Source organism: Pedobacter sp. P26 (genome assembly GCF_050632135.1).
In the GTDB taxonomy this organism is placed as follows: Bacteria; Bacteroidota; Bacteroidia; order Sphingobacteriales; family Sphingobacteriaceae; genus Pedobacter.
The window spans coordinates 751,755-770,861 of record NZ_CP192574.1; the positions used below are offsets into that span (position 1 = coordinate 751,755).

Consider the following 19,107-nt stretch of genomic DNA (forward strand, 5'->3'; position numbering starts at 1 on the left):
TTATTTCATTAATAAGTTAATTTGGATTTTTCACTAGCGTGAAACAATATAAATATGGGCCTAAATTATGGGATTTAAATAAAAAAGCGAGTATTTACACTCGCTTTTTTATTTATTTATCTCCAGGCCTTGTATTTATTTATCTCCAGGCCTTGTATTTATTTATCTCCAGGCCTTGTATTGATTTATTAAGCCGTTGGTAGAGCTATCGTGGCTCGAAACTTTATCGTTATCCGCGAGCTCCGGAAGAATTTTTTTGGCCAGTTGTTTGCCAAGTTCTACTCCCCACTGATCAAAACTAAAGATGTTCCAGATAATTCCCTGAACAAATATTTTATGTTCGTAAATGGCTACTAAACTACCTAAAGTATATGGAGTTACTTTTTTAATAATATTGAGTTTGTTGGACGATTGCCTTCAAAAACTTTGAATGGTGCAATTTTTTCAATTTCTGAATCAGATTTACCTTCCTTCTTCAATTCGGCTGTTACTTCTTCTTCGGTTTTACCGTTCATTAAAGCTTCAGTTTGGGCAAAGAAATTCGATAATAAGATAGGATGATGCTCGCCCAGTGGATTTAAGCTCTGCGCCGGAGCAATAAAATCAGCAGGAATAATCCGGGTACCCTGATGAATTAACTGATAAAAGGCATGCTGACCATTTGTACCTGGTTCGCCCCAGATAATCGGTCCGGTTTCATAATCAACCTCGTTGCCGTTTCTATCAACATGTTTACCGTTACTCTCCATATCTCCCTGCTGGAAATAAGCAGCAAAACGATGCATATATTGGTCGTAAGGTAAGATAACCTGCGTTTCTGCATTGTAGAAATTGATATACCAAACGCCTAACAAACCTAATATTACGGGTAGGTTACTTTCAAATTCGGCAGTTTTAAAGTGGTTATCAGTTGCATGGGCACCAGCCAGCAATTGTTTGAAATTTTCAAAGCCTATACTTAAAGAGATGGATAAGCCGATAGCACTCCATAAAGAGTAACGACCGCCAACCCAATCCCAAAACTCAAACATGTTCTCGGTATCGATACCAAAAGCAGAAACGTCTTTGGCATTGGTCGATAATGCTGCAAAATGTTTAGCAATATCACTTTCTTTGCCGCCTTTTTCTAAAAACCAGGTACGGGCAGAATGCGCATTCGTCATGGTTTCTTGTGTGGTAAAAGTTTTCGATGCTACCAGGAATAACGTTGTTTCTGCATTCAGATCTGCTAATGTTTCGGCGATGTGTGTACCATCAATATTCGAAACAAAGTGAATATTTAAATGGTTTTTATAGTGTTTTAAAGCTTCGGTAACCATTACAGGCCCCAAGTCCGATCCGCCGATACCAATATTTACCACATCAGTAATGGTTTTGCCAGTATAACCTTTCCATTCACCGCTGATGATGCTGTTGCTAAATTTCTCCATTTTAGCAAGCACTGCATTTACTTCGGGCATTACATCTTTACCATCAACTAAAATTGGCGTATTGCTTAAATTACGTAAGGCGATGTGGAGTACCGAACGGTCTTCGGTTTCATTAATCTTATCACCGTTATACATTGATTTTATCGCTTCATCTAATTTACACTCGCGTGCCAGTTGAATCAATAGCGCTAATGTTTCATCGCTAATGCGGTTCTTGCTGTAATCAAGCAGGATATCCTCAAAAAAAACAGAAAACTTATTGAAACGATCTGCATCCTCAGCAAAAAGATCTTTAATGCTTTTTTGATTAATATCTATAAAATGATCGGCTAAATACTTATAGGCCTCAGTTTCTGTGAAATTTACTTTAGGTAACATAATCTTTGTTTTTTTGTAAAAGTAATAAAGCAAAAATTTAAAATCGTCTTTTTAATGTTCTAAATCAATAAGAATTTTTAATGTTGATTATACACATTAACTTTAATAGAACGTGCTGTTAGTTCATCGCTTATTCAATGTTAGATTGCAATGATGGCAAATCTGATGTAGGCGATGTAATCGGGATGTTCAATAGCTGGTAATTGCAATAGGTGGATCAGGCTGGCGAAGGCGTGATTATGGATAAGTTGAAGGTTGTTCGGGTAAAAATATCAGATACCTACTTCTAATATGCTTCGAAATTAAGTACATTTGTAAAAAAATATAAATATGTTTAGATCGCTCTCTCTGTTGGCTACCTGCTGCCTGTTTTTTTCTTGTTTCTTTTTTTCTTCATGCGAAAAGGAAGGAATAACTAAAATAGATACCTTAAGAATTATTGACACCCTTGATATCGATCGCCCAATAAATTTAAAAGCAACAAAAGGTGTGTATGGTTCTCGTATTACAGTGTCATGGACCCCAATGCCCTTGGCTCAGAAATATCAGTTATTCAAGTTTAATGATGTTACTCAGAAATACGTTTTGCTAAAAGAATTAACCGATACAACTTTTGATGATTCGGTAATTAGCAAATCTTTAACCAAGAACTTTTACAAAGTTAGAACTTATAATAGTGCAACGTCGTTCAGTAGGTTTAGCGACGCTGATTTTGGATATACTTCTGCATCTAGCTACTATAAGGCACTTACTTTTGGCTCTGAAGGATCAGGGGCTTCACAGTTTAACTTTAATATGCACATTGAAGTTGACAAAACAGGAAATATTTATGTTAGTGATGAAGGGTTAAACAGGGTTTTGAAATTCAGTTCCACTGGAAGTTTTATTGAACAATTTTATAGTGGATCTGCTGCCAGAGCTGTAGCATTTTTAGTAATGGAAATTATATCGCAACCCGTACACAAAGCAATAGTTATGTTCAAATATTTAATCCGAACAAACAACTGATAAAGGAATGGGGTACTTATGGAACAGGAGATAGCAATTTTGGTAATATTGAATGTTTAACAATTGATGATGAACAAAACATTTGGATTGTTGACGGTGTAAATCACCGTATTAAAAAATATGATCAAAATGGAAATTTATTGCTAAAATTTGGTAAGCAGGGAAAAGCAGAAGGAGACTTTGACGCTCCATTTGGTATATGCTATTTCAAAAACAAGATATATGTTTCAGATACTAGGAATAATCGTATTGAAGTTTTTGACAAAAATGGTAAATTCTTAAAAGTTTTTGCTGTAAAGGGTTACCTTTTTGGGCTACGGGCTTTTGGCGATAATATTTATATCGCCAATTCTGGTGAAAGTGTTATTATTAAGACCGATGAAAATGGAGATATTCAAGAAAAAATAGGTGCTGGTTCATTTTTGAACTTAGTAGACGTAACGGTTGCGCCAAATGGAGATGTCCTTGCCTGCGATGTTTATGGCAGAAGGATAATCGTATTTAAAAAGGGGTAGTATTTAATTTTTTTATTTAAAGCCACTCTGCATTGCATTGCAGAGTGGCTTTTGTTGTTTTACACAGCTACATCTCTTCTTAAAATTGATTACCTTAGGGCAACCTAAACTAAATAGTTCATTTATGAAGAAAATATTCCTGATCGGGTTTTCATTGCTGGCATTAAATTCTTTCGCCCAAAAATCAGATTTAAGGCCATTGGTTTCGAGAAAAGCAGATGCCATTGAACAAAAAGTAATTACCTGGAGGCGTGATTTTCACGAACATCCTGAACTGGGGAATGCTGAAGTAAGAACAGCTGGTATTATTGCAAAACATTTAGAATCCTTAGGGATACAGGTAAAAACAGGCGTTGCCAAAACAGGTGTTGTTGGTGTGTTAAAAGGAGGTAAACCCGGGCCGGTAGTGGCTTTACGTGCTGATATGGATGGTTTGCCAGTTACCGAGCGGGTAGATATTCCGTTTGCCTCGAAAGTGAAAACACAATATAATGGTCAGGAGGTTGGCGTAATGCATGCTTGCGGACATGATAGTCATGTGGCTATTTTAATGGGCGTAGCAGAAGTGCTGGCTTCGATGCAAAAAGATATTCAAGGTACGGTGAAATTCATATTTCAGCCTGCTGAAGAAGGTGTGCCTGCGGGAGATGAAGGTGGAGCTGCATTAATGATTAAAGAAGGTGTACTCGAAAACCCTAAAGTTGATGTAATTTTCGGTTTACACATCAACTCTCAAACGGAGGTTGGCGATGTAACCTATCGTCCGGGTGGAACTATGGCTGCCGTAAACGATATGAAAATTACGGTTACTGGTAGGCAGGCACATGGGGCATACCCTTGGAGCAGTATTGATCCCGTGGTGATTTCGGCTCAGATTATCAATAATCTGCAAACCATTGTTAGCCGCAATTTAAATGTTACTGAGAATCCGGGCGTGGTTACCATTGGTGCCATTAACGGTGGTGTAAGATCGAATATTATACCGGAAAAAGTAGAGATGCTCGGTACTGTTCGCAATTTTAGTAAAGAAGATGAGGCGATGTTTATCGAACGGATAAAAACTATTGCCACCAAAACAGCTGAGGCAGGTGGCGCAACAGCCGAAGTGAAAATTCCTTACAGTAACCACTATCCCGTTACCTTTAATAACGTTGCATTAACAGAAAAGATGTTGCCAAGCATGGAATCAACAGCAGGTAAAAATCATGTGAAATTAAAACCGCCTGTTACCGGTGCAGAAGATTTCTCTTTCTTCCAGGAAAAAGTACCGGGTTTGTTTGTGTTTTTAGGAGGCATGCCAAAAGGTAAAGATCGATTAAAAGCTGCATCGCACCATACACCAGATTTTTACCTTGATGAAAGTGGTTTTGCTTTAGGTGTTAAATTATTGTCTAATCTAGCGCTGGATTATATGTCGATTAAGAAATAAGGGGGGCATTAGTCATGATGCCGTATGAATTAATAGCGAAAATAAAATTGTTTAACAAACAGTAAAGATTCAGTTTTAATTAAAATCGCTTTCCGCCATGCGCTATGCTAAAAGCGATTTTATATATTTGCTCCATGAATAAAGAACAGATTCAGGATTTAAGAGACAGAGTAACGTCTCTAAGGAGGTATCTTTGACGTCGATGAGCTACTTTACGCCATTCGCGAAGAAGAAAAAGTAACCATGGCGCCCGATTTCTGGGACGACCCAAAAAAAGCAGAAAAAATTCTGGCAGAAATCAGTTCAAAGAAAAAGTGGACTGATGGCTTTAACCAAACCCATACTGCGGTAGAGGATGCAGCGGTGATGTTTGATTTTTTCAATCCGGAGATGCTTCGGAATCCGAATTGAAAGACCAGTTCGAAACGGGTAAACAGGCTGTTGAAGACCTTGAACTTAAAAACATGTTGCGCAGTAAAGAAGATCAGCTTTCTGCAGTAATGCAGATTACCGCTGGTGCCGGCGGTACAGAGAGTTGCGACTGGGCTTACATGCTGATGCGGATGTATATGATGTGGGGTGAGAAAAACGGCTACAAAATTACTGAACAGGACAGTCAGGAAGGGGAGATTGCAGGGATAAAATCGGTAACACTCCAGTTTGACGGCGATTTTTCTTACGGCTACCTGAAAGGCGAAAATGGTGTTCACCGTTTGGTAAGGATATCGCCTTTCGATTCGAACGCCCGTAGACATACCTCTTTTGCCTCGGTATATGTTTATCCTTTAGTTGATGATACTATACAGATTGATATTAACCCAGCCGATATTGAATTTGAAACATTCAGGGCTGGTGGTGCCGGCGGACAAAACGTAAATAAGGTTGAAACCGCAGTGCGTTTATACCATAAACCATCTGGCATTATTATTAAAAATCAGGAATCGCGTTCGCAACTGCAGAATAAAGAGAATGCCATCCGTTTGCTCAAGTCGCAGTTATTCGAAATTGAAGAACGTAAGCGTAACGAAGCTATTGCTGCGGTAGAAGGATCGAAGAAAAAGATAGAGTGGGGTTCGCAGATCAGGAGTTATGTTTTGGATGATAGAAGGGTGAAAGACCACCGTACCAATTACCAGACCTCTAATCCTGATGCAGTTTTAAACGGCGATATTAATGATTTTTTAAAGGCTTATTTAATGGAGTTTTAATTTTAATCTAAAACAAATGGCAAAATCATCCATCTTTATCATGTTATTGTTTATGGCAATTAACTATTCCAATGCACAGGAAGTAATTCCCTTGTATACTGGCGACATTCCGGGCGCAAAACCTACGCCAGCAACCTATGTAGAAAATACCGAAGTCCGCTCAAATGGCACATTAAGTGTTACAAAAGTCTCTATACCTACAATAACGGTTTTTGAAGCGCCTAAAAACATTTCCACTGGCACAGCAGTAATTATCTGTCCGGGTGGGGGCTATGGTGCGCTCGCATTTAGTCATGAAGGAACAGATGTGGCTAAACGCTTTAATGCCATTGGTGTAACCGCCTTTGTATTGAAATACCGTTTGCCTAGCGATGAAATTATGGTTGATAAGACCTATGGACCGCTGCAAGATGCCCAGCAAGCCATTTATCTGGTTAGAAAAATGCAAAAAAATATAGGATTAAGGCTAATAAGATTGGAATTATGGGTTTTTCTGCCGGTGGACATTTTGCTTCAACCCTAATCGCACATTACAACGACTTAAAAATTGCTGATCCTGAAAAAATAAATTTAAAGCCAAATTTTGGAGCATTAATTTATCCGGTTATCAGTTTCGAAGAATCAGTACATACGGGTACGATGAAGAATTTATTGGGACCAAATCCTGCTGACAGTTTAAAACATTATTTTTCAGCCAATAAAAATGTAAACAAAAAAACGCCTCCTGTTTTCTTTGTGCATGCTAAAGATGATAAAACCGTTCCTTATGAAAATAGTGTTGTAATGAATGAGGCACTAAAGCAGAATAAGGTAGATACCGATATTTATTTATACGAAAACGGTGGTCACGGCTTTGGTTTGATTAATAAAACTTCAGATGTAGACTGGTTTAGCCTATTGGCTGCCTGGATGAAAAAAGAGAAATTTTAAAATCTTCAATAGCAATTTGAACATTTAATAAAGCCTGATCATGATTTGTGGTCAGGCTTTTGCTTTCATATCGTTTTTCTATTTTTCTGCGAAACAGGCTAAAGTCCCATTTTACCACTCTATTTTTACGATTTAGCCCCTTATTTTTCAGTATTTGTTTGTATAGATTTGTTTACGTAAACGTAGTCTTTATGACTGGGTACGCTGCAGATGATCTAACCAAATACCTAAAAAATTATACAAGCAGCTTTACAGTTTTGAATTTAAATATACTTGTATTTCAGTTTTTTATGAAGTTAGACATCAAGTATAATGCGTTTACCAATTAACCAAATATTTACCTAATTCAAAAAAAATGAGAAAAGAAACAATGAAATGGTGCCTGCTATGGGTATGCTTGTTTACCGGACTTTTATCTTGCAAAAAAGATAAGGCTGAAGTTAAATCACAAAATGGCCAGGTTAAAGCCTGGGAGACATTAATTGATGGCAATTCTTTTGCCAGCTATGCTAATTTTGAGGCGCAATGGAATTATAATTATCCCTGGGGTACTGATCATAATGGTTCTGCACGTATGGTAGGTAGTTCTTCTAACCATAATCAAATCTCGTTAAGCGGAGGTGTATTAACAATTAAAGCTACCCGCTTAGCTACCTCGCCTGGAAACAGTACAGCTAACGGCTTTACCAATGTAGCCATTTGGTATAACTCTGGCGCATGCCATGCTAAACAACAGGTGCTAATCAACGATCAGTTTCCCAGTTATACCATTTCAGGAGATTTCGCTGTGCCAACAAGTAAGGGCACCTGGCCCGCATTCTGGATTACGGGTGTTAATTCGTGGCCACCAGAAAGCGATATTATGGAATTTAAAGGCAATAATACCAATTGGCAAAACACTTATGATGGTGGTTGGGAGAATAAACTTACAGCAGTTTCTAATGCAGGTTCTTACCACAATTATAAATGCTGGTACAACAAAGTAAGTGCGACTGATGTAGATTGCCATTATTACATTGATAATGTTTGGGTAGCCAAGCATACCATGAGTAATTCGGTAAATAAACCGATGTGGCTAATCATCAACATGCAAATGGAAGGTGATAGTGGCTCTCCCGGTCCGTCTGGTAATACTTTTTATACTGGTAAAAATATTTATCTGGGTAGAGAAAGAGCTTTCTAGTTGATTAAATAAATATTAATTTGGGGGTAGCTGTAACGCTACCTCCATTTGCTGCATACATAAAATATGAACAAATATTTAATCGCGCTTGGCGGTATGTTGCTCTGTGTTTTACTGATGCAGTGCAAAAAGGATAAAATAACAAGGCCAGAAAACAAAATTACTTTATTGATTGACAGGATTAATCTGCTAAGACAGAGCGGATGTAATTGTGGAACTGAATACATGGCCCCGGTACCTGATTTATCTTTAAATAGCCAGTTGCAAAATGCAGCCATAGTGCATGCAAAAGATATGGCTGAACAAAACTATTTTGATCATTTATCTCCAGATGGTGGTACTCCCGCCGAACGTGCATTAAGCGCAGGCTATAAAGGCGATTTTAGGGCAGAAAATTTAGCCAGGGGATATCCTCAAGTAGATCAGGTAATTACCGCATGGAAAAATAGTGTAAGCCATTGTAAAGCTATGATGGATGCTAAAAGTAGAGAAGCTGGTGCAGGTATGGCACAAAATTATTGGGTAGTAACCTTTGGTAGTTCCTTATAAATCTTTTATCGTTTTATCAATTGCGTCCAGTAAGCCCTTGCTATACGGATCATTAGCTAATTCCCAGAACATGATGCCATTTAATTTTTGATCAATTACATATTTGGTTTTTAATGAAATTGATTTTGGATCATCAAAAGTAACCAAATACCGCGTTTTCGGATTATAATAATAAGGAGCTTTAGCTGTCTCATCCCAATAATAAGTATAGCCATTTTCGGTTGAGAACTGTTTGTTGAAATCCTTAAAAGCAACGCTGCTTAAAAATTTTGTCGGCTGGTATAATCCATGGTTCGCATCGGTAGTGTTTTCAAAAATACGCGCGTAGAATGCTGCTCCTAAAGCAATTTTTTGCGCAGGTACACCTAAAGTAATTAAAGCTTTTACTGCATAATCGGCTGATAAAGTTTGTTGTGGGGTAGAATATAAAGGCGAATGATGGCCACTTTGTGTTGCGTATCCACTTACCAGATCGTAACTCATTACATTTACCCGGTTTACCAGTGGCATCACCTTTTCCCATTCAAAGCAAGAATCGATGCAACTTTGGGTGCCACCAGCTGCGAAACTAATCTCTGATTTTTTGCCGAGTGTGTTTCTCAGTTCTTTGATCAATAAAGTAAAGTTGTGCTTATCATCAGGCGTATACCGGTGCCCGGGATAACCCATAATAGCCGGGTATTCCCAGTCGATATCTATACCATCGGCCTTAAAGAAATCTAGAAGCGCTTTGGTTGTTTTAGCAAATGTTTTTCTTCCTTCCTTTCTGCTAAATACTTCTGAACAAGAAGCGCAGGCACTCCATCCACCCATAGCAATGATTACTTTTAAATTGGGGTTACGTTTTTTCAGCTCCACCATTTTCGAAATCAAAGCCGAATCTTTAGCTGAAGTGATGTTTAAACTATCACCCTTTAAGTGCCCGAAACTGTAAATCAGGTGACTGATCTTTTCAATTGGAAAACTATCGATGACCGATCCTCCCTGGCCAGTGTAGTAAGCAATAACATTTGGTTTAACTATTTTTTGCGCTTTTAGGCTGCCAGCGAAAAGCATTAAAGCCATCAGGCAAATTCTGGGTAGATTACCAATATTTTTGTACACAGGTTGGGGAATTTAAATGCTATTTTCTGCTAAAATGTTTTGAAGTTCGTTTAATTCAGCTACTTTTTCAGTTGCTCCGGCATTTTCATAAGCAGAAATCAGGTTTCTAATTACGCGGCGGATAATATCGGTATTACTGCAGGGTTTATAATATTCGGGTAAAGCTTCTAAGTTAAGCTGACGCAAAAACTGATCCACATCATGTTTGCCAAAAATATTACCACGGTTAAAAGCATTGATATAAAATAGTACACCATACTCAGTGCCCTCTTGTTTACTATCATCAATATAACCTAAAATAAAATGCTGCGGCAAATTAATCCCGTACACAGGCAGATCTAACTTTTGGGCCAGGGTAGAATAGATAATAGCCAGAGAAATCTGATTGCCTTTTTTGCTTTCTAAAACCTGATTTAAGTAAGAGTTTTGCGGATCGTGGTGGTTTTTAGTGTTACCGCCAAAACCATATTGCTGGTATAAAACATGGTTAATTAATTTTACTTTTTCAACCGAACTCATTTCGTACTGCAGTCCCAGCCAGATATCCCTTTTTATCTCTTCAATTTGGTTAATTACTTTTTGCTCGTCTAAATCAGGGTATTGGTAACGGTTTATAATCAAGGCACCCTGCAATAAATCGAAAGCACCACTTAAATACCAAAGGTTTAGATCTTCTTTAACGGTTTTTGAACTGGATTTGATGGACAATATTTTCAATGCGTTCCTGCATCAAGCCATCGAAAGATTGTTCCCAGGCATTTTCTAAATAGTGAATTACCTCACCGCCATATTCAAGCAGTTTTTTCTCCACATGTTGGTACACTTCCTCGTCCGGATCATCCAATAATTTTACTAAAGCACTTATCTCTGCGATATTTTCCATAAAACATACATACGTTTGCGGTGTTTAATTACTTTTGCAATATTATGCTATTTCAATTTATTAAAGATTACCTTAAACACCGTTTAACAGCTAAGAGCAGGCATGGAACGCATTCGCCATTTGTGTACAAGCTCGCTGACGAGGTAATTTACGATTTTAACGACAAATCTGAATACAAAGATATAGAGCAGCAACGAAAAAAACTTTTTAATGACGATTCTGTAATCACCGTTACCGACCTCGGCGCGGGCTCTCACCTCAATAAAAACCGGACAAAGAAGGTCAGTCAGATTGCCAAAAATGCATTAAAAAGCCCAAGGTTGGCCAAGCTTATTTATCGGTTAGCCAAAAATACCCAGGCCAAAAGTGCAATTGAATTGGGTACCTGTTTGGGTATTACAACTGCTTATTTAGCAAAGACAGATTCCCAAACCGAGGTTATTACTATAGAAGGTTGTCCACAAACGGCAGAGGTGGCCAGGAAAAATTTCCGGGATCTGGATTTAGAGAATATCGAACTCCATGTAGGCAATTTTGATTTAATTTTACCCGATGTTATTGCTCACCAGCCCAGCCTCGATTTTGTATATATTGACGGAAACCACCGGAAAGATGCTACTTTGAATTATTTTAAATGGTGCCTGCCAAAAGTTACCGAAAATTCTTTGCTCATCTTTGACGATATTTATTGGAGTGAAGGTATGAAAGAAGCCTGGACCGAAATTAAAAACCACCCTGATGTTACCATAACCATCGATTTATTTTGGATTGGTTTGGTTTATTTTAAAAAGGGTCAGGCTAAAGAACATTTTAAACTTAAGTTTTAACCCATGCAGGAACCGAAATTAGCAGGTATTCAAAAACGATCAGCACTCTTTGTTTTGCTGCTCAGCTTTTTCTCGGGAATTGGAGCTTACCTGCTTTCGTTTCTTTGTAAAATGGATACCCTTACGCATATTATGTTAGGGTGGGATTTTTTTGTCTGGTACTCAATACCCTCCATTGGTATATGTTTTTTCACACCTCTGCTGCCGAAACTCACTTAAAAGCCAAAATGCAGGATGAAACCCGTGGCGAAATTTTTGCCATTGTAGTGGTTTCTACCTTTGCCGGTTTACTGGCGGTAGTTCTGTTGCTGATTAACAAGGATATTGAACCACTTGATTTAATCGTTGCTATACTTGGCATGTTTTTATCGTGGTTTTTAGTACATACCACTTTTACCATGCGTTATGCCCATTTATATTATGGCGGCAAGCGGAAAGAAAAATCAGAAAAAGATGGTTCGGGATTGGAGTTTCCAGGCAATGATGAGCCTGATTTTATTGACTTTGCCTACTTTTCTTTCGTTCTGGGTATGACTTTCCAGGTCTCGGATGTCGAAATTTCGAATAGAGAGCTCAGAAGACTTTCTCTTTTACATAGTTTAATCGCTTTTATCTTCAATACGGTTATTGTAGCATTAACCATCAATGCATTGGCAGGGTTAAGCAAATAACGAATCGTCGTCTCGACCGAAGTATCGCGAAGTGGAGAGATCTATCATCCCACATTTTTTTGTCATCCTAAACGCAGCGAAAGATCTTTAAAATACATCATTTTTAACAGGAGGAGGTGTCGTGAAAAGATTTATTCCAACCAATTAGAGCAGTTTTGGAAATGAGCAGTCCATTTCTTTTGGAGGGCTTCAGTCCCGCTCTCTGTTACTTCCGGGAAGAACCGGAACCACTTTGATCGGGTTTAGTTACAAGGGTTAAATGCTTTTGGCGCTATGCGAGGAACAAGCCATTCGATCATAAACCTGACAGTAGCGAGCATCCCGATTTTTTCATCGGGATAAAGCGGATGGCAGGGCTGCCAGAGCCAATAGCCACAAACCTTTCGTTTTTAAATATAAAATTTTATTTAGCTGTAAGTCATTGACTTATGTTTTTTAAACTGATTTTTCAGTAATGTAACTTGTTTTTTAGTTGTAAAACTGAAAAGTAAGTTATAGATTTGGGTATGGAAGAATTAACCAAAGCAGAAGAACGCATTATGCAGGTTTTATGGAAATTGCAGAAGGCATTCGTGAAAGATATTATAGATGAACTTGAAGAGGAACCTAAGCCGCCCTATAATACCATTTCCTCAATTGTCAGGCTTTTAGAGAAGAAAGGCTATGTTGGTTATAAGGCTTACGGTAAAACCTACGAATATTTTCCAGCCATTACAAAGGACGAATATGCCAAAACTACCTTCTCCAAATTGTTTTCAGGTTATTTTGATAATTCTCCAACCAGCCTGTTATCGTTTATGGTAAAAGAGGAAAAACTAAGTGAAAAAGATATAGAAGAAATTAAGAAAATCATTAACCAGGATACAAAGCCATGATTTTAATTTACTTATTAAAGGTTTCGGCCTGTACACTAATGTTCTTTGCCGCTTATCAGTTATTGCTGGCCAGGCTCACGTTTTTTAACCTGAACCGCATTTATTTATTATTGATGTTGGTGTTGAGTTTTGGTATTCCGGCAGTTACCATCGAAAACCATCAGGAAGTAACCGTAGCCAGTCAGGAGATTCCGTCCAAAATAGCCTATAGCAACGATGGTGTTATTGAGCAGGATTTTGAAGATGAAGCTCGCGCAGCCAATAACAGCCTAAACTGGGATCAACTGCTGATGTATGGTTATAGCTCAATTTTAATCGTTCTTGTTTTCAGAATGCTGTTTGTGATGGTACGTATTCAGATCCAGCTGCGTAAACACGCGATTGACAGGAGTGGAACTGTTATCCTGGTTGATGAGAAATCAACCATAAAAAACTGTTCCTTTTTTAACCAGATTATTATCGATTCCTCTTTGCAGCATGAAGAAAAGAATCTAGTCATTAAACACGAATCTGTCCATGTGGAGCAGTTGCATATTGTGGACAAACTTCTAGTCAATTTGGTTGCGGCAATCCTTTGGTTTAACCCCATTATTTATTTCTGGCGAAATGCCATTGGTCATAACCACGAATTTCTGGCAGATCGTGAAACCTCTAAAGTTGCAGACAAGAAGGTTTATGCTTTTTTACTTTTAAACCTGGCTATGCCGGAAAAAAAATACTCATTAATAGTTTTAGTAAGCTTCCACTAAAAAACAGAATCATGATGATGTACAAAGAACCAAATGCAAAGCTGCAAAAGCTTGCCTATATAGCCATTATTCCGGTTTTAGTGATTTGCTGTATGGCATTTATAAACCGCAAGGAAATTATTATAGAGAAAAAATTGACGGGGAATCAGGCGCCTGCAGATGCACCGGTAAAACCGAATGTTTATGCTATGAACTACTTAAACAGCAATATTAAGGTTAATCCAAATGCTGCTTTTAATGAAGTAGAACCTACATTGGTTATTGATGCCGGTCACGGAGGAAAAGATGGTGCAATAGCTGCCCTGGATGGACAAAAAGAAAAAGACCTGAACTTAAGGGCGGTAAAAATACTGAAGGAAGAAGCCGAAAAAAGAGGGATAAAAGTAATATTAACCAGGAATTCTGACCAGTTTATTTCACTTCGCGATCGTTTACCAAAACAGGAGGCTACGGCTTTTATTTCCATTCATCATAATGCAACACTTGCAAGTGCGGCTGTACCTTTCGGTGGTATTGAAGTTTATGTTTCGAAGCTGAACAGCAATATTAAAACTGCGGAAGATCTGGGTGCCGGAATTTTAAGCAATCTGAAACAGCTTAAAGGGATGGAAGTAAGAGATTCATTAAAAAACGCAAACCTTTTGTTGCTCCGCGAATCTAAAATACCTGCAGTTTTAATTGAGCTTGGAAATATATCAGACAGTAAGACTCTTGATTACATCAATCAGGAGAAAAATATCCGAAGGATCAGTAATTTGATTTTAGATGGATTTGTAGCTTTTTCGAAACGGGGTTGTTAATAAATATAGCTATGGAATGCTTAATCTATCTGCTTAAAGTTACGGCCTGCACAGTGTTTTTCTTTGGGTTTTATATGGTGGTTTTAGGAAAACTGACTTTTTTTAAAATCAACCGCTTTTACCTGTTGGCTAGCTTGTTACTAAGTTTTATTATTCCGGCTTTGCGATTTGAGGTCAAACGTGAAATGCCCATGTTAGAAACTGAGCTTGTGGGCATGCCTGATTTAAAACCAATTCAACCTGCGCCTGTGCAACTTATTCAGCCCATTATGGTCGAATACCAGCCAGAGGTGACATCTAAAATTGATTGGGTGGGGTTAATACCTTATGCATACGGTGCCGTCGCTTTGCTTTTATTGCTCATTTGTCTGTGGCGCTTATTTGTTTTGCTTAAACATACAGGGAGTTATACCAAAAATAGCAATGGCTTAAAGCTGATTACTAAAACAAAAGGTTTTACCAACTGCTCCTTTTTTAACTATGTTTTTATAAATGCTGCGGGTTTAAGTGCAACGGATTTATCGGTTCTGCTTAAACACGAGCAGGTACACGCCAGGCAATACCATTCAATAGATAAAATTATTTTAATGGTTTTTAAATCCGTTTTATGGTTTAACCCTATAGTTTACCTATATGATAAAGCTTTAGAGCAGGTGCATGAATATGAGGCAGATGAAATTACTTCAGCAGATTATGGGAGTGAGGCTTATGCCAATCTATTATTGAAACTGGCCATCGCCAAAAGTGATATGCCCTTGATCCACAATTTTGTGAAAAGCCCCATTAAAGACCGCATTAAAATGTTGTTCCACTCAAAAACTAAAAATATGAAGAAATTAATATACCTATTGGCATTGCCAGTTGCTGTGGGCTTGTTTTGGTTGTTTGCCGTACAGGTAGTGTATGCACAGAACATAAAAGAGCATAAAAAACCTTCGAAAGATTTTTATAAAGGAGCATTGAAAGGCAAAGTCCTTGATATTAAAAAAGAAGCTATAGGGCTTTATACATTCTATTTATTATCGGAGGGAAACGTTTACCCGATTGAAGCCACCACTTTTAAAGAAAAAATTAAAGTTGGCGATGAACTGATTGTTTACATATCGGCTAAAGGCTTTAATATCAAAAAAACGGATAAAAACGGCAAAGTTATCGCAGAAACCAAGGAACCGATTTATAACGCAACAAAAGTTACCACCTTAACCGGGAGCTTAATTTATGAGCAAAAAATAGAAAACCATGCTTTTTTGTACGAAGCGAATAAAGCGCGTTCTGCCTCATCTAAAATTAAAACGATAAAGAAAGACGCTAATGGTAAGATTGAAAAGATCGTATTAAATGATGGCTTTTTTACTATCAACCTCAACTTGCAAACTCAAAATATAAAGGATGATAACTTTAAAGCAGGCGATCAGGTATTGGTTAAATTTATCGGCGAAAAGTTGGTGGCAAAAAATATATATAGTACCGATAAAATGATTGTATTGTATTCTGAACCTAAAAAATACCTGATCAAAAATGAAGTGCTTTACAACCGGTTTTATTTTAATGATGGGAAACAGAAAGCTGCTGCAATAAAAAATCAACCAACTGAAGTTGCCAAACCAGTTATGCCTAAAATCATCTCGTTTTCTAAAATAACAGGTGATGTACAGCATAAAGTTTCTTACATGGAAAATGCAGTTATCGATATTGTGAACTGTAGACTAGAGGCCGGATACGTAGAATTGGATCAACTTAATGGTAAAATGATCGCCAAAAATGCAGTATTAAAAGCCAAAGAAGGTGGATCTGCAACTGCTAAAATTATTGTTTTTAATTTGAAAGACGGAAGCTATAGAGCTGAAAATGGGGAGGGTAAACTTGGAGTGAATATACATGATGCTGTGCTTGAGAAGGATTTTTTAACAAAGTTGAATGACAAAGTAGAATATGTTGCCAACGATTCGGTTAAAATGAGTAAAGATAGATTTATCATATCTTTATTTGGAAATGCGAGGTTGTTCTATAAGGAGATAAGGTTATCAGGAGCTAAAATTGTTTACAATAAAAAAGATAATACAGTACTTGTTAGCGATGCTACCATGACCTCAGGTGATAATAAGGTGAAAGCCGATAGTTTATTTTTTGATATAAAAACAAAAAAAGCCAAGTTATACGGTGCCGATTTAAACCGCTAGATGTTCAGGTTTATTTTCTTTCTTATTGCGATTTTTTCTGGCTTATCTTCACAGGCACAGTTTAGTCTCTCAGGTAAGGTAACTAATCAGGAGTTTAAGGCTTTGCCATTTGTTACGGTTAAAATTTCCGGACTTCAGAATAGCGTATTTTATACCCAAACCGATAGTTTAGGCACATACCAATTCAAATTACAAACAGGGAAATACTCGGTTGTTTTTTCCGCGATCAATTTTAAAAACGTAAGCCGGTTAGTTACAATAACAGGCGATACCATCATTAATGTTCAACTCCAGCTAATCCCAAATACCCTGACCGATGTTCAGGTTAATGCTAAAAAAGTATTGATCGAAAAAAAGATCGACAGGACTGTTTTTAATGTAGAGAATAGTATTTCGGCAATCGGAACAGATGCCTTGGAACTGCTTTCAAAAATTCCTGGTGTACGCGTTTTGAATGACAAGGTTTCGCTGGTGGGTAAAGGTGAGGTTAATGTGATGATCAATGATAAACTTGTGCCTTTGTCGGCAGATGAACTGTCGAGTTATTTAAAATCCATCTCCTCAGCTAATATTGCTAAAATTGAAGTCATCACCAACCCGCCAGCCAAATATGATGCTCAAGGAAATAATGGGCTGATCAATATTGTGCTTAAGAAAGTTAGCACTGAGGGTTTCAAAGGGTCGGTAAATGCGGCTTTGACAAAAGCAAGTTATTTTACTGCATCTACTGGCGCAAATTTGAATTACCGGAAAAACAAAATTACACTTTCTTCAAACTTTAATTTTAGAAAAGGATCGATTGTTCCTTATGAGCAAAGTGATGTGTTTTATGCTGTGCAAACCTGGAATATTGTAAATAAAGACTGGAATTTCAGAACGGTGCCCAGCGGACAGATCGGGATAGATTATCAGGCTTCTCCAAAAACTGTACTGGGTTTATTTTATAATGGCGGACTGACCAATTTCCATTCGGAAGAAAATATTAAAACAAGGGTTTATAACCAAGGTAAAGGCATCGATTCTATGCTGAATTCGGACGCAAATGCCAAAATCAATTCGCATTACCATTCGGCGAATATTTATTTAAAACAAGCTTTTAGATTCGGCCGGTAAGCAAATCACCTTTAATGGCGATTGGTTTACCTATCGAGATGATAAAAACAGGTTTTTTAATAATACCAGTTATTTTCAAAACGGAATGTTAATTCCAAATTCCTTTGCCAAATACCTTTCGACCTGTAAGCAAAACATTGATTTATATACCTTGAAAGCTGATGTTGATCTTCCTTATAGAACCTTTAAATTGTCTTTCGGCACAAAGCTGAGTTTTATTAAAAACCAAAGCGATCTTGCTTTTTACCAATCTCAGAATGGGAGTTACAGAATAGATCTACAACAAAGTAATTTGTTCAATTACAATGAAAATACCCAGGCATTATATGCGAATTTTAATAAAACAATTAAAAAATGGGATTTTCAGGCTGGATTAAGGGGGAATACACACAAATTGATGGGATTTCTCTTAATGAGCAAAATAAAAATGAATATTTCCGCCTTTTTCCAACACTTTACATAATTTACAGGGCAAACGATAAAAATAATTTTTCGATCAACTATGGCCGACGGATTAACCGCCCTGCTTACCGCAAATTGAACCCTTTCCGTTGGTACAGCAATGAATATGCCTATGCCGAAGGAAATCCATTTTTGCAGCCGTCTTATAATGATAACATTGAATTTTCGCATACCTATAATATATTTACTACTTCGTTATCTTTCAGCAAAACTACTAATGGTTTTAATGATGTTAATTTTATTGATCCGGAGACAAATATCCAGGCTTCCAAACCGGTTAATTTTATAACAGGCTATCATTATCAACTGAGTAATGCCATTACTTTTAATGCGCTGAAGGGTTGGGAAAGTTTCAACCAGCTGGATGTTTTTTACAATGCAGCTAATTCCAGTATTGCACAAACTCTGGGGAAACTAAAAGGATTTGGTGCTTATTATTCTACACTCAACCAGTTTGTCTTTAATTCTTCGAAAACCATTTTGGGCGAAGTAAGTTTCTGGTACCAATTCCCAACTGTTGACGGACTTAATAAAAATAAAAATCAATATAACCTTGATTTGGGGGTGAAAACTTTATTGCTCGATAAAAAGATGCAACTGGCTATTACAGCTAGTGATGTTTTTAAAACCAATCGATACCGGTTTAGCAGTTTGATCAACAACATCAGGCAGGAATACAATAACTATTATGATAGCCGCCAGATACGGCTTACCTTCCGTTACAATTTCGGTAATGAGAAAATTAAACAGCAGGATAGGAAGTTGGGTAATGAAGAGGAGCGGAGGAGGAGTAATTAATTATGGAAGATATAA

General features: G+C 37.5%; 15 protein-coding genes and 4 pseudogenes. 16 read left to right on the forward strand and 3 right to left on the reverse strand.

Annotation, left to right across the window (positions count from 1 at the left end; translation table 11 throughout):
- Positions 1-162 precede the first annotated feature (162 nt).
- Positions 163-1,808: pseudogene (gene pgi, locus ACQ86H_RS03665) on the reverse strand (glucose-6-phosphate isomerase).
- Between the two features lie 330 nt (positions 1,809-2,138).
- Between pgi and ACQ86H_RS03670 the strand changes: the two are divergent.
- The 8 genes and pseudogenes from ACQ86H_RS03670 (at position 2,139) to ACQ86H_RS03705 (ending at position 8,630) form a co-directional block, all read left to right on the forward strand.
- On the forward strand, positions 2,139-2,816 hold the full coding sequence (locus ACQ86H_RS03670; protein WP_431293881.1) for a hypothetical protein: 678 nt from the start codon (positions 2,139-2,141) through the stop codon (positions 2,814-2,816).
- A 140-nt stretch (positions 2,817-2,956) separates the two neighbouring features.
- Entirely contained in the window at positions 2,957-3,331 is a 375-nt protein-coding gene (locus ACQ86H_RS03675; RefSeq protein WP_431293882.1) for a hypothetical protein, read from the forward strand.
- 124 nt (positions 3,332-3,455) lie between these two features.
- Entirely contained in the window at positions 3,456-4,760 is a 1,305-nt protein-coding gene (locus tag ACQ86H_RS03680) for an amidohydrolase (RefSeq protein ID WP_431293883.1), read from the forward strand.
- Between the two features lie 134 nt (positions 4,761-4,894).
- Positions 4,895-5,968 (forward strand): annotated as a pseudogene (gene prfB / locus ACQ86H_RS03685) (peptide chain release factor 2).
- Between the two features lie 16 nt (positions 5,969-5,984).
- On the forward strand, positions 5,985-6,491 hold the full coding sequence (locus ACQ86H_RS03690) for a hypothetical protein (RefSeq protein WP_431293884.1): 507 nt from the start codon (positions 5,985-5,987) through the stop codon (positions 6,489-6,491).
- Positions 6,452-6,898, forward strand: a complete 447-nt coding sequence (locus ACQ86H_RS03695; protein ID WP_431293885.1) for an alpha/beta hydrolase — start codon at positions 6,452-6,454, stop codon at positions 6,896-6,898. The genes ACQ86H_RS03690 and ACQ86H_RS03695 overlap by 40 nt, the downstream gene beginning before the upstream one ends.
- 355 nt (positions 6,899-7,253) lie before the next feature.
- Positions 7,254-8,081 carry a glycoside hydrolase family 16 protein gene (locus tag ACQ86H_RS03700; protein ID WP_431293886.1) on the forward strand — a complete coding sequence of 276 codons (828 nt, stop codon included), beginning with the start codon at positions 7,254-7,256 and terminating at the stop codon, positions 8,079-8,081.
- 66 nt (positions 8,082-8,147) lie between these two features.
- Positions 8,148-8,630, forward strand: coding sequence for a CAP domain-containing protein (locus tag ACQ86H_RS03705; RefSeq protein ID WP_431293887.1), 483 nt, complete (start codon positions 8,148-8,150; stop codon positions 8,628-8,630).
- Here the strand turns inward: ACQ86H_RS03705 and ACQ86H_RS03710 are convergent.
- Positions 8,625-9,734: a glycoside hydrolase family 18 protein gene (locus ACQ86H_RS03710; protein WP_431293888.1), complete on the reverse strand. Its 1,110-nt coding sequence runs from the start codon at positions 9,732-9,734 to the stop codon at positions 8,625-8,627. The two genes, ACQ86H_RS03705 and ACQ86H_RS03710, sit on opposite strands and share 6 nt — an antisense overlap.
- A 12-nt stretch (positions 9,735-9,746) precedes the next feature.
- Positions 9,747-10,617 (reverse strand): annotated as a pseudogene (locus tag ACQ86H_RS03715) (transglutaminase-like domain-containing protein).
- A 44-nt stretch (positions 10,618-10,661) separates the two neighbouring features.
- Here ACQ86H_RS03715 and ACQ86H_RS03720 point away from each other — a divergent pair.
- From ACQ86H_RS03720 to ACQ86H_RS03755, 8 genes and pseudogenes are all read left to right on the forward strand, one after another.
- Positions 10,662-11,444, forward strand: a complete 783-nt coding sequence (locus tag ACQ86H_RS03720) for an O-methyltransferase (RefSeq protein ID WP_431293889.1) — start codon at positions 10,662-10,664, stop codon at positions 11,442-11,444.
- 182 nt (positions 11,445-11,626) lie between these two features.
- Positions 11,627-12,115 carry a DUF1345 domain-containing protein gene (locus ACQ86H_RS03725; RefSeq protein ID WP_431293890.1) on the forward strand — a complete coding sequence of 163 codons (489 nt, stop codon included), beginning with the start codon at positions 11,627-11,629 and terminating at the stop codon, positions 12,113-12,115.
- Between the two features lie 506 nt (positions 12,116-12,621).
- Positions 12,622-12,990 (forward strand): BlaI/MecI/CopY family transcriptional regulator, encoded by a 369-nt coding sequence (locus tag ACQ86H_RS03730; protein ID WP_431293891.1) that lies wholly within the window; start codon positions 12,622-12,624, stop codon positions 12,988-12,990.
- Complete coding sequence (locus ACQ86H_RS03735; RefSeq protein WP_431293892.1) at positions 12,987-13,739, forward strand: M56 family metallopeptidase; 753 nt, start codon at positions 12,987-12,989, stop codon at positions 13,737-13,739. The genes ACQ86H_RS03730 and ACQ86H_RS03735 overlap by 4 nt, the downstream gene beginning before the upstream one ends.
- Positions 13,740-13,750: 11 nt before the next feature.
- Complete coding sequence (locus ACQ86H_RS03740; RefSeq protein ID WP_431293893.1) at positions 13,751-14,539, forward strand: N-acetylmuramoyl-L-alanine amidase family protein; 789 nt, start codon at positions 13,751-13,753, stop codon at positions 14,537-14,539.
- A gap of 11 nt (positions 14,540-14,550) precedes the next feature.
- Positions 14,551-16,719, forward strand: coding sequence for a M56 family metallopeptidase (locus ACQ86H_RS03745; protein WP_431293894.1), 2,169 nt, complete (start codon positions 14,551-14,553; stop codon positions 16,717-16,719).
- Positions 16,720-17,832 (forward strand): carboxypeptidase-like regulatory domain-containing protein, encoded by a 1,113-nt coding sequence (locus ACQ86H_RS03750; protein WP_431293895.1) that lies wholly within the window; start codon positions 16,720-16,722, stop codon positions 17,830-17,832. It abuts the gene before it with no gap.
- A gap of 4 nt (positions 17,833-17,836) precedes the next feature.
- A pseudogene (locus tag ACQ86H_RS03755) lies at positions 17,837-19,092 on the forward strand (outer membrane beta-barrel family protein).
- Positions 19,093-19,107 lie beyond the last annotated feature (15 nt).